The sequence below is a fragment of the Belliella kenyensis genome (assembly GCF_022549675.1).
Classification (GTDB): domain Bacteria; phylum Bacteroidota; class Bacteroidia; order Cytophagales; family Cyclobacteriaceae; genus Belliella; species Belliella kenyensis.
The window spans coordinates 41,195-54,815 of sequence record NZ_JAKZGR010000003.1 but is presented as its reverse complement, the minus strand read 5'-3'; the positions used below and the strand labels follow the sequence as shown (position 1 = coordinate 54,815).

The window sequence follows — 13,621 nt, the reverse complement described above, 5'->3', positions numbered from 1 at the left end:
TTTTAATCATTTACTGGTACCAATACAAACGTCCAGTAAATGGCTTCGCTGGATACTCTAATGGAAATTGTCAATTCCTCACTAGCTTCATCATATCCAATCACATTGTAAGTAACAGATTCATTTTCTCTTGGAGGGCCTGAGGTGTATTCTCCACCATTATATGCTTTCGGCAAAACTATGAATGCGCCTGTACCAGTCACTGTGATTTTAGGTAAATCTGTAGGTGTACCAGGAGTAAAGCTAAAAGCATGTGTACCTGATGCCCATGCAGCACCAACAGTCCCTGCCAAGCTACTCTCTGGCTGACAAGCATCTGGTATTCCCATGTAGCCTTCACCATACACATCTCCTTGAGCATCATACTCATATTGACCATTAGAATTGAAAATATATAAATCATTGAATAGACATGCTCTTTCTGAAGAGATATCATTACCTGATGGAAACCACTCATCACTGTTTGGTCTAGGTCCTACTCCAAATGCACCAGCAGCAGGTTTGAGCCTCCATACTTTTCTACCATCTCCCACCAAGTCATTGAGTGTAAAACTTACATCAGGATTTTGAGGTTCTGGCTCTGGTTCTGGTTCTGGTTCAGCTCCTGGTACATAGTCCTCTGGGATCAATCTCACATACCATGCACGGCTAGTTTCACTTTGGTCAACGAATCTTAAGAACAACTCATTTTCTTCAAGTCTGACAATTTGGTAAGTTCTTCCACCTGCAAAATACCCAATAAAGCCACCATTACTAATAGTCAATTCAGGCAAAGCACCATCTGACTCTACAATAGACCATCTTAGATTGTCAGGGGCTGTGTATGGCGCAGACAAATCTCCTACCCCTGGATCAAATGCTCCTGGGAAATTCCCCCCTTGATTAATATTCAAATAGACCAAGCCATTAGTTTCCATTCGGAATCCAAAACCATCCAAGAAGAATGTATACCTGTCTGTATACATACCAGATCCCTCTTTTTCAAAAGCCCCTGCTTGATACCATTCTGGGAAATAGCCAGCTGCACCTATAGGATTGGGACCTACTCCAAAGTGACCAGATCTACTAGCATCTATTTTCCATGTTTTGCCTTCTACAGCACTAGAACCACCCGTCAACATATTATAAATCGGTCTATCAAGTAATAGTGGGTCTGTCTCTGCGATCACCACTTCTCTGGAAGAGGATATACTTCCGCCAGCACTAAAAACCGTCAAAGTCACGGTGTAGGTTCCAGCAAGAGGGTATGTGCCTGTGGCCACTTTACCTTCGGCAGTCTGTCCATTGCCGAGGTCCCAATTCATCATAAAGAAATCTCCATCTGCTGTAAATCTTAAGATATTGTCGCTTTCAGCAGTAGGCTGAAAAGTGAACCTGGCATCTGCTTCAGTTGGTGGCAGAGCGTCTAAGGCATATTCTTCCACACAAGCAAAAGCCAAGAGTAGTGGAAATATGAAGCTTAAATATTTTGATAATTTTTTCATGATTTTTCTTTTTTAATAGCCAGGATTTTGACTCCAAGTCCCTCCTACTAAGTCTATTTCAACTTGAGGAATAGGGAATAACTCATGCTTGCCTGTTACAAAACCACTGATTCTTTCAGCAGCTTGTCCCGTTCTCACCAAATCCCAGAATCTATAACCTTCCCCAGATAGCTCTAACCTTCTCTCTCTCAGTATAGCTTGATATAGCGCATCTCCTGAAGCATTGATAGCAGGCATATTTACCCTTTGGCGTACTTTATTAAGTTCTGTTCTTGCTCTTCCATCATTTCCTGATCTTTGAAAAGCTTCAGCAGCCATCAGCAAAACATCTGCCCATCGGATGACCCTGTAGTTCAGAGGACTTGTCAAGTCATCATCTGGAAGACCTAACTCATTGGCTCTTTTGATGTATTTATTTTGATAATAGCCTGTATGACCTCCACCGCCCACTGCATAGGTGATGCTAGAAGGGTTTGGTTGGGAAGCGATAAAAGCTTCAATGTCCAATATGGTAGCATCTCTTCTAATGTCATTATCATCAAATGCGTCATATAAATTCTGAGTGGGAAGGTTATAGCTATTTCCATCTGCATAGAATGGTCCTTCATACTGTCTCACACCATGAAAGCCCACAGCTGCGTTGCCATTTAGACATATCAAGCAACCATAATCTCCACCATTCAAACCTGAAAACTGAATAGTAAATACATCTTCCGATACATTTTGATTGGCAACCAGAAATAAAGTTGTAAAATCCTCAAACAATGAGTATCCACCAGGATTGCTATCAATGAGTCCACCTAGTACAGTCGCTGCCTCTGGATATTTGCCTTGGTAAAGCAATACTTTCCCTAATAATGCAGTAGCAGCTCCAGAAGTAAGTCTCCCCGTTTCCGTCACAGTAGCTGGTAGTACATCAATCGAAGCTCTAAGATCTGCCTCAATCTGAGCATAAATATCAGCTTTAGGTGCCCTTGGTGTACTAGATACTTCATTGATTGAGAGTCTTCTATCAATGATCAATGGCATATCTCCAAAATAATTGACTAGATTGAAGTAGAAATAAGCTCTCATCATTCGAGCCTCTGCCAAAATCAAATTTTTTCCAGGGAAATCAATCTTGTTTTGATTTTCGAAAATGTAATTTGCTCTAGCAATTCCAGTATAATTCACTCTCATCACTGCCCTCAATTCATCATTGACTCCACCATGGGTCATGTCTTGAATTTCATGAAGACCTCTTGTATCATTTACACTTTCCCCTCCAGCGATTGCATTATCGGAAGCTATTTCACCGATCCATATATTCAAATAGGCCGGCTGCATCATGTCGTAGACACCAATGATAGCCCTATTGAAATCCTCAGGCGTATTGAAGAAATTCTCCGCATCCTGTGTGTATTCTGGGTCTATATCCAGCAGGCTATCGCAAGCTGAAAATATACCTATTGGGATTATGAGTAACCACTTATATATTCGTTTCATGATTTTTAGAATTTAATGTTAACACCAGCCATAATGGTTCTTGCTTGTGGATATATACCATTGTCTACACCAGCAAAAAGTGGATTTCCAGCTCCCACATCTGGATCAAATCCTTGATATTTTGTCAAAGTAACAAGGTTATTAGCAGCTATATATAGTCTAAAATACTGCATACCAATTTTCTTTGACACTTGAGAAGGAATGGTATAACCAAGCTGCACATTTCTCAACCTTAAGAAAGAACCGTCTTCAACATAGAAATCAGAGAATACAGTGTTTCTTGTAGGACCTGTAGTCAATCTTGGAATTTCATTCGTTGATCCTGGACCTGTCCATCTATTGATATTATATGCTAACTGATTAGCCCAAGGTTGTTGCCTTTCATAGTTTCTTATGATGTCTTGACCTAGGGCTGCATAGATATTTGCACCAAAATCAAATCCTTTAAAATCAACTGAGAAATTGAATCCCATCACAACATCAGGAATTGGAGATCCTATCATAGTCCTGTCAGAATCATCGCCAAAATTGATAACTCCATCTCCATTTTGATCTACAAATCTCAAATCACCTGGTCTCGCACCAGCTTGAGAAACTGGGCTAGAAGCAATCTCTTCTTGTGTCTGGAAAATTCCATCAGTCTGATAGCCTATGAAGTAACCTATTGGAAATCCCTTCTGAAATCTTGTGGCTACATTACCCCCTACACTGAAAGCCGCACCTGGAATAAACTCAAATCCCTCGGGAACAGCTGTTACTTCATTTTTTAGAAATGTCACATTGTAATCAAATCTAAAATTGACACCATCTTTTTTTGATGTACCATATCCTAGCTCTAGCTCTATACCTCTGTTCATTACATCACCAGCATTGATCACTGGAGGGAAACCTCCCGGACCATATGAACCTAACAAAGCAGATACATCAGGCTGGAAAAGTAAATCTTTTGTGTTCTTGACAAAGTAGTTAGCTGTAAAGTCTAGTGCATTGAAAAGTGAAAAATCTAAGCCAAGATTGGTCTGATATGTAGTCTCCCATTTCAGATCAGGGTTACTGGTGGCTCCTATGGCTGCACCATTCACAATCAGGTCATTGAAAACATAAGTTGCAGATCCATTGAGCAATCCTCTGTATCTGAACAATCCAATTTGGTCATTACCTGACACCCCAAAGCTAGTTCGAAGCTTCATAAAATCTATGAAACCAACATTAAAAAATGACTCATCTGAAACCACCCAAGCACCTGATATCGCAGGGAAATAACCTATTCTGTTATTTGGTCCAAAATTGGATGATCCATCTCTTCTAACTACTGCTGACACCAGATATTTTTTCTGATAATCATATTCAGCTCTTAAAAATGCTGAAGTTAATCTTTGTCTACTCTGAAAGGATCCAACATTGTTCAAAAAGCCCCCAGGAGCTTGATTTGCTGAAATGTCTGCAAAATTAAGATCGTTATTAGGTATATTGAATCCAACGCCATTCAATCCTTCACTTCTATTTCCCACCAAGGAGACTCCAAACATCCCTTTGACAGTATGATCATCTTTGAATGTTTCTTGATAATTCAAAAATGCTTCTAAATTGTAATCTAAAAAGGTATTTCTAGATTCAAACACATTCGCACCTCTCTCGATCTGAACACCACCTACGTCCACCAAAACTGGGTCAAGGTTGGCATTTCTTGCTGAGTTTGCAAATTTCCCTGGGCCATACCATACGAGCGGATTGAAGGCCTTAGAATCTACCATGGCAAAATTATATCCAGCTCTTCCTGTTGCTGTGAAATTATTATTGATCTTATATTCAATCTCTTCTTTTCCTACCAATTTATTTACCCAAGTATCATTGTAGGTATTTTGCATCTGAGCTAATGGATTGATAATGTCATTCACATTCTCCAAATAAGAAAATCTATTGCCAACGAAAACAGTTTCAGTTGGGTACGCATTAATCGTATTATAAAGCACAGAGCCAATACCACCTTGAGGTAGGCCTTTACTTTCTTCTCTCGTGTAGAGCAACACATTAGTCAATTTCACTTTGGGAGCGAGCTCTGTTGTAAAATTGATCCTGGCATTGTATCTCTCAAAATTAGCTTTTGGACCACCAACTATACCTTGTTGGGCAAAATATGATCCTCCTATGGAATAAGTAGTCTTTTCCGAACCACCTGTAACTGTAAGGTTGTATTCTTGGACAGGAGCTGTTTGAAAAACTTCATTTTGCCAATTAGTCCCTTCTCCCAATTCTACATTGTTAAAAGGCATTGGCTGACCTCCAGCTGCAAAAGCTTCATTTTTGAGTATGGCAAACTCCCTAGCATTCAACAATTCTAACTTTCGAGCAGTCTCTTGGACACCATAGTAAGCGGTAAAATCCAACCTAGGTTTTGAACCCAAATTTCCCTTTTTAGTTTCTATCAAAATCACCCCATTTGCAGCCCTAACGCCATAAATACCAGCAGTACCATCTTTAAGGACGTTCACTGACTCTATATCATTGGGATTTAGCGCATTTAGACCAGCTGCATCATAGATAACCCCATCTACTAGAATCAAAGGATCATTGTCACCAAAAGTTCCAATCCCTCTGATTCGGATGTTTGAAGTACCCCCAGGAGCCCCAGAGTTTGTAGTGATATTGACGCCTGCAAGTTGACCTTGTAGTGCCTGATCTACTCGAGGCATGTTCATCCTCTCTATGGCCTCACCCTTTACTTGTGAGGTAGCACCTGTGAGTTCCTTTTTGGTAGCAGTTCCGTAACCAATTACGACTACTTCATTGAGGCTAGTAAGATCTTCCGATAAAGTGACATTGATTTGTCTCGAAGCGCCCACTGCTACTACTTGGGGCTTGAAGCCCATAAAAGAAAATTGAAGCTCATCACCTACGGCAGCCTTGATAGAAAAGTTCCCATCAAGATCTGTGATTGTTCCCTCGGTGGTTTTCAATTTCAAAACACTCACTCCTGGTAGTGGAAATCCGGTGTCATCTTTCACCTGACCTCTCACTACATCACCTTGTGCCCACAAACCATAATGGATCGCAAACACAATACAAAATAGTATTAGTTTTCTCATTTGAATTTTGGATTTATTGAAGCTCTAAATTTGAACATTCTTTAATCATAACAGAAATAAATGGATACATCAATAATACATCAATACATTTTTTTTTCTTTCTCAAAAACACATCATCATATCTAATAATATCGATTGAATGAAAAATTGAGCCTATTTTTAGAAATTTCATTAACTCAATAATCAGATAAAATTATTACATCATAAGTATATTTACTATCTTACTATTGTCATCAATAAACTAAGAAATGAAAAGGTTTGTAATTTTTCTATTTATAATGATCTACGGGATTGAAAACAACGCTCAGCGATTGGGTATACCTATCTCAACTTACTATTCTAGTCAAGCATACAATGGAGGAATACAAAACTATGCAATCGCACAAAATAGCGAAGGCCTAATATATGTTGCCAATAATTTTGGTTTGTTGGAATATGATGGAGTGAATTGGAGAAGGTATGCACTTCCATCGGGATCAAAGATGAGGCATGTTCAAATAGCCGAAAACGGGAATATATACGTAGCTGGACAGGGAGATTTTGGGTATTTTTCTCCAGATAAAATAGGGAGGCTTCAGTTTACTTCAATGAAACCATTAATCCCAGAAGCTTTTCAAAATCTTGAAGAGGTATGGAAAGTATTCATTTCAAATTCTGGCTTATACTTCTGTACTAGCAACAGAATCTATTTGTTCAATAGTGATCATACCTATCTGGAAGAAATATCAACAAAAAGCTCGTTTGAAAGTTTTCATTATCACCAAGGACAAATTTTTGTCAATGAATTGGGGAAAGGGCTATCTCGAATTGAAAAAACACATTTAGAATCCTTAGGATCAATAGACCATTTCGAACAAAGCCAAATCAGCGCTGTCTTACAAATGAGTCCAACAAATCAAACTATCTTTTCTAAAAACCATGGCATACATTCAATTCAGAGAGGCCAAATCGAGCCATGGAAGTCAGTTTCGGCTGATAATATAAACGTGGCAATTCAACTTAAAAACGGAAATGTTGCGATTGGGACTCAAGATCAAGGTTTAATGATCATCACAAATAGTGGCGAATCAATTTTTACTTATAATCAACAAAATGGCTTAAATAACAATACGATCCTATCACTTTTTGAGGACTTGAGCGGTAATTTATGGATCGGACATAATAATGGGATTTCTGTCATAGACTTGAATGCCCAATTTTTACAAGTCAATCAATCTTCTGGTTTATATGGAATTGGATACCACGCAGCCTATTATCAAGGCAATATTTATTTTGGAACTAGTAATGGGGTATATGTTATGAATGACGCCAACAAAACAAATCAAAAGGCAGTGTTGGTCAGAAATTCATATGGACAGGTATATCAAATCAAACCTTTCAACAACTTTTTGCTAGTGGCACATCATGATGGAGCTTTTGTGCTGAAAGATAATAAGGCTGAGAAAATACCTGGCCCTAGTGGTCTTTGGAATTTTCAGACTCTTAAGAACAACCCAAACCTTCTGCTTGTAGGGGGTTACAATGGCATATATCTTTACATAATCGAAAATGATAAAATTGAGTTTTTGAGGCAAATCAAGGGTTTCTATGAATCAAGTAGGATTATAGAACAAGATTTAGAAGGGAATATTTGGGTAGCGCATGGATACAAAGGCCTTTATAAACTCACATTAGATGCTTCTCTAGAAAATGCCTCAGTAGAGGTGTTCGGGCCAGAGTCAGGTCTACCAAGCAATGTCTTGAATAATGTATGGTCTATTAAGAATGAATTGGTATTTACCACTCAAGCCGGGATTTTTAAATACGACAAAATCACCAATCGTTTTGAAGTTGATGACTATTTTTTAAAATACTTTAAACGGGATGAGATTTTACATTTTTTGCTTGAAGACCAATTGGGTAATATATACTACATCAGTGAAAACAATGCTGGTGTTTTGGAAAAAAAGGTAGACGGAACATTCCAAAAGCACCAAGAAGATTTTAATCAAATTAGAAAATTATTAAATGATGACCTTCAGAATATAGCATCAATCAAAAGTAATGAGGTACTTTTTGCCGCAAATGATGGATTTATAAGGTTTAATCTGAATGACAAAAAAACAAAAACTAACCTCTACCCTACACTGATCAGATCTGTATACATCACTGGCACCACAGATTCGCTCATTCATGACGGCAATAGCAAAAGCAGAGATAGTTCGATGCTAAAAATTCCATATAAAAAATCAAACCTACGGTTCGAAGCAAGTAATCCCACCCCAGCCAATGAACAATACCTTTCTTTTCAATATTGGCTAGAAGGTTTTGAAGAGGAATATGGTGAGTGGGTATTCAAAAATGAAAAAGCATACACGAATCTAAGGGAAGGTAAGTATACATTTCACGTAAGAAGTAAGGATCAGAATGGTATTCTTGCAACACCCACTAGTTGGTCCTTTGAAATACTACCGCCTTGGTACAGAAGCGGAATCGCTTACTTCTGTTATGTGATTATTTTTGGGTTTGCTGCATTTGCCTTCTATAGAACCATAGATAAAAAATATCAAAAGAAAACTCAAAAGATCAAAACCGCGTCCCAGCAAGTCATCGATGAAAAAGATTCGGAATTACAACATTCTTTGCAAGAGGTGGAGAAATTAAGAAATGAAAACTTACTTCAAGAGATCCAACTTAAAGACAAGGAATTGGCAACTGCTACCATGCATTTAATTACAAAAAATGGTTTTATTGATCATTTAAAAACCAATTTGGGTGGAATCATTAAAAAAAGTAAAAATCAAGAAGTCAAGAATGAAATTCAAAAAGTAATAAAGAACATCGAGAAAAACATTGCTGAAGATGAAGATTGGGAACAATTCGAAATTCATTTTGATCAAGTTCATGGAGATTTTATGAGCAGGTTCAAAAAAGTTTACCCTACACTTAGTCCTCAGGAAATAAAGCTCAGTGCCTATTTAAGAATGAATTTGAGCACAAAAGAAATAGCTTATTTGATGAATATTTCTGTCAGAGGAGTTGAAATAGCAAGATATCGCCTAAGGAAGAAGCTTGAGCTTGTAAGAGAAGAAAATCTGCAAGAGTTTATATTGAAATTCTAGAAGAACGTATCTTATCCCCTCCAAATGGTGGTGAGTTTGAATATTTCTCTATAAAAAAGGTAAGGAACTAAGATGGCTACCTATATTCCTGCTTCTATGATTAAAGTACCTCCTTTGTTCCATAGGAGGTATTTTTAATTAATACATTCTAGTTGACTATATGAGAGCAGATATTGATCAAAAAATAATTTTGGTTTCCAGAACTTGAATGATTATAAAAGAGAAATAAATTATAATCATTGGTAAATTTAGAAGGAAGCATGATTTAAAAACTAGGACTAACAATGAGAAAAGAGATACATTTTTGTTTGATTTTTGACAAAATACTCATGCTGGAAGACATTTATAGGCTATAATTTACTTGCTAATTTCTCAATGGCTCTGTTTTTGGAAATATCCCGCAAAACAAAAACCAACTTATGAAAAAGACAGTAGCAATCACCCTAATTTCTGGTGCTTTAATAGCATCATGTGTTTCGAAAAAAAAGTATGTAGCATTAGAAAATGATTACAATACCACTGCCTACAATTTAGCAGAAACGACTGCTGAAAAAGATAAACTTGAAGAAGAAAAGAGAATTCTAGAAGAGCGATTTGCCAGAATAGAAAGAAGAGTCGAGGAATATAATGCAAAAATTAATTCTCTCAGGGCAGAAGGAGATGCAAAGTTTAGCATGGATGGAAAACTCCCTATGTCCAATAATGGTCGTGAAAAACTCAAAGCTACACTATCAAAGGTAGATCAATCTGAATTAGCAAACGCAAAAACTTTAGAAGATTCAGTCAATTTAGCTATTTCTCACAATTTAAAGCAATCTATTACGGATGGTTCTGCTCAAGAAAATGAAGATATCCAAATAGATATAGACAAAACTGTGGTAATGATATCTGTATCAGACAGATTACTTTTCAACACAGGAAGCTTTATGGTTAGTAGGAATGCTGACGGTCTTCTTTCGAGGTTAGCTGAAGTAATCAACTCTGAACCTTCTATGGAAGTAATGATCGAAGGGCATACTGATCCTAGAAGTATCAGTACTTCCACAGTACAAGATAATTGGGATCTAAGTGTAAAAAGAGCAACTTCAATTGTAAGGGCTCTTCAAACAAAATATAATGTAGACCCCGAAAAAATGATTGCAGCTGGAAGAAGTAGCTATATGCCAATCGTAGATAATGATACTCCAGAAAACATGGCCAAAAATAGAAGAACCAGAATTGTGATTATACCTGATTTGGATAAGTTTTTTGCTTTGATGGAATAGTCCTATATATAGGTCCAAAAAAGAGAAACAAGAAACAGTTGAGTTATTAGTATTTGAATCTCATTAACTCTTTGCTAAGATCGTAGCTTAGTGTTTTTGCGGATTATCAAAAAGCTGATAAATCACCAACTCAAAAAAATATGCCTTAGTGAAAAATATAGAAGACCTCATAAGTACTCTATCTATTTTCACTAAGGCATTATTTTTACTTCAAGTATTTTTATTTGACCTGATAAAGGTTATTGAATAGCATTTTGAAAGTACCGTGAGATTGAGCACGAAATGTAATCTCAGGTCCATAAGCTATTAACTTTCCTTTTCCTAAATTAGCCTCAAAAGCAACAATACCATTTTTCAAGTAAGCTTCTCCCCATGCCCAACCACTAACTAAAGGCGATGACTCATCAAACCATGCCAGTGGCGAAATGTCTTTTGCTTCATCCTCGAATTTGAAAACAGGAGAATTGTTGAAAGTTAGGTTTGCAGTTTCATTCATTCCAAGATTCAGCGGATGATCCGTTGCTATATTTGCTTTTAAAATACTTCCCGGGATATAATATTTGTCACCTGGCAAAGGTCTCTCCTTACCTTCTGAGTTCAATTCAACCAATGCATTTCTAACAGGTAACTCTAGGTGATAGGCCAAGGAAGTGGCTGCACCCACAGCCACAACTTTACCACCTTGTTCAATAAATTTCTTTAACTCAGGAATAGATTTTTCAGCTGTTAAGCTACCTATCAGAGACTGATATTCCTCAGGCACATCCTGATCTTCCATTTGATTTCTAGTCATCGAACTACCTAAGCTTGGTGTGCCTGGACCGATAAACAGTATCACATCATATTTCGCTTTGAGATTTCCCTTATCTATTTCCTGTGGGTAAACTACTTGAAAAGGGAAATTGTATTGCTCGAGCATCCATCGAACCCAGCCTGAAGGCATCGATCCTCCGTAATAATCAAACAATGCGATTTTTGAAGGTGAAACTTTCTTGGTTGCTTTTGGCTTAGATCCAGCTCTCACTGATATACCTAAATCCTTGGCTCCCTTATTCAAGATTTCTTTACCTTTTGCTCCTACATAAAATGATCCTGCTGGAATACCTGGTTCACCGTCTGTGATTCTTAGGACTTCAACTCCAGCTTTTAGCAAATCATTGACAACAATAAATGCATTGTTTACCCTTCCATCGACTATATAGCCGGACCCTGATGGTAGCTGCTGAGTAGGCATTGGGAGTATCTCACCATACGGCAATGCCTGAAATGGACCTTCAAACCCATCTAATACCCTATCAAATTCTATTCCCATGGAAAAAGCCAAAGTCCAACCTGCTGCATCATAGGGTCTAACTGGAGGACCGCCTGGATACATAAAATCATTGGGGTGATCTTGTGGCTCAAACATGTCTAAAATATGTGGTCTAAATGCCTGTGCTGTTTTCACAATGTATGACCCTTTTGGATAATTTTTGCCCGCCACAGTAAACCTCTCTGAAGCTTCATGAACCTGTACACCCGACTTGATCAAAGCATTGAGAAATTTGACAGCTGTTGGAAAGTCAGCTTGATCGGCAGATAGGATGAACCCACGAGGATCTCTAAGCTCGGGGTCTTTGAAAATTTTGTCAAAATAAGTAGTGGGCATAGTTCTTCTCCAGCTATTATTTCCAGTATCTGCTGGCTTGTCTGCCTCAAAAGCTGCTGTAACTGCATCAGAACGTTTTGGATACTTGGTCCAATTATCCATATTCCCTTTATCGATGGCATTTTTCCCCATCTTATATATATTGAATAGCAGGGCGTCTGCATTTCTACTAGCATAATCCAAAACGGCATAGTTCATAGAGACAGAATAGTCTATGGACTTCTTAAAATTCCACGATTGTGGTTCTATAGGATATGGGGTAGCATGTGTAGGTATCAAGCGATCTGGCACAAGTGGAATTTCTGAAGGAGTTGGACTTCCTGTGGTCTCTGTAAGTATTCCAATTATATTGTGAAAATAGGGAGTCGTCCGAAGACCTCCATTCCACCAAGATGAAAACACCGAACCACTAAGTCGGGTGTATCCAGGCTTGTCTTCGACGTTTAGTCTGTTGATCATGGCTGCACCTACTCCATCTAAGCTAGTCATGATCAGAGGATCAAAGACATGATTGAATGGATCTCTATAAGGTGGACCTGCTACTACTGTTCCGGCTGGAGAGGTTTGGTGATGGTTATAAATAATCTGTGGAATCCACTCCACGTATTGTTGCAGTGACAGGTTGGTAGATTCTTTCATATTATTCATGAAAAAATCTCTGTTATTGTCATGACCTACATATTTCTGATACATGTAAGGCGACCTCATGTTTCTTTTCTCCACATCTTCAGGCATCATGTACCAGTTTGTGATGATCTCTTGTCCATCTGGATTGGTGTGAACAAGTAGAATGACCAAATCATCAAGTAGCCTGAGTGTCTCTTCATCTTCCCCACTGACCAATTTGTAATAAGTCTCTATCAGTTGGTGTGAAGCTACAGTTTCAGTAGAGTGTAGGCCACCATCTATCCAAACTACAGGCTTGCCCTGCTTTGAAAGCTTCTTTGCTTCCTCTTCACTGACTTCAGCCCTTCCAAGTTTTTGAGATATTTCTTTAAATTGAGCTAGATTTTTATGATTCTCCGGTGAAGTAATGATCATCATAGGCATTTGCCTGCCTTCTTCGGATGGTCCGATTTCGACGTATTTGACCCTATCTGAGAGGTCTGCAATTTTGCGAAAATAGGCATCAGTTGCTTCAAAAGTTGCTAACTTATAATCATCTCCGATATTAAATCCAAAATGCTCTTTTGGTGTAGGTATCTGCTGAGCGATTCCCAAGAAGGTAAAGATCAAGACAGATAATAAGGTTAAGTAAAATTTTCTCATAATCATCTAGGAATGTGTTTGATCGAAAATACTCTAAGAAATAAGCGAATCAAAACCTACATCGATAATCGGATCTAAAAAGTTATAAAAGGTCATTTCTAGAATATTGGCTTATTAGTTGAGAAAAATTATGCTAATTATATAAGTGCAATAATAATATTTTGAATTATGATTTAAAACTTTCACAGCATAGGATGTTTTTCACTTGAAGTAAATAATACTTCTGAATCGAAAGCCTTTGAGCACTATTCGCAGGGTATGCATGCTTCAAATGACTATTCAT

Annotated in this window: 6 protein-coding genes; 2 read left to right on the top strand and 4 right to left on the bottom strand. The window is 37.9% G+C overall.

Annotated features, from left to right (window positions below):
• Positions 1–2: 2 nt before the first annotated feature.
• From MM214_RS03610 to MM214_RS03600, 3 genes are read right to left on the bottom strand one after another with little or no spacing between them, the layout of a single operon-like run.
• A complete protein-coding gene (locus tag MM214_RS03610) occupies positions 3–1,484 on the bottom strand; it encodes a PKD domain-containing protein (RefSeq protein ID WP_241292106.1) in 1,482 nt (493 codons plus the stop codon).
• Positions 1,485–1,496: 12 nt separating this feature from the next.
• Entirely contained in the window at positions 1,497–2,969 is a 1,473-nt protein-coding gene (locus MM214_RS03605) for a RagB/SusD family nutrient uptake outer membrane protein (RefSeq protein ID WP_241292104.1), read from the bottom strand.
• A gap of 5 nt (positions 2,970–2,974) precedes the next feature.
• Complete coding sequence (locus tag MM214_RS03600) at positions 2,975–6,055, bottom strand: SusC/RagA family TonB-linked outer membrane protein (RefSeq protein ID WP_241292102.1); 3,081 nt, start codon at positions 6,053–6,055, stop codon at positions 2,975–2,977.
• Positions 6,056–6,303: 248 nt separating this feature from the next.
• Between MM214_RS03600 and MM214_RS03595 the strand changes: the two genes are divergently transcribed.
• Complete coding sequence (locus MM214_RS03595; protein WP_241292099.1) at positions 6,304–9,156, top strand: triple tyrosine motif-containing protein; 2,853 nt, start codon at positions 6,304–6,306, stop codon at positions 9,154–9,156.
• A 419-nt stretch (positions 9,157–9,575) separates the two neighbouring features.
• Positions 9,576–10,421: an OmpA/MotB family protein gene (locus MM214_RS03590; protein ID WP_241292097.1), complete on the top strand. Its 846-nt coding sequence runs from the start codon at positions 9,576–9,578 to the stop codon at positions 10,419–10,421.
• A 220-nt stretch (positions 10,422–10,641) separates the two neighbouring features.
• Here MM214_RS03590 and MM214_RS03585 read toward each other — a convergent pair whose 3' ends face one another.
• Positions 10,642–13,338 (bottom strand): M14 family metallopeptidase, encoded by a 2,697-nt coding sequence (locus MM214_RS03585; RefSeq protein WP_241292095.1) that lies wholly within the window; start codon positions 13,336–13,338, stop codon positions 10,642–10,644.
• Between the last annotated feature and the right edge of the window lie 283 nt (positions 13,339–13,621).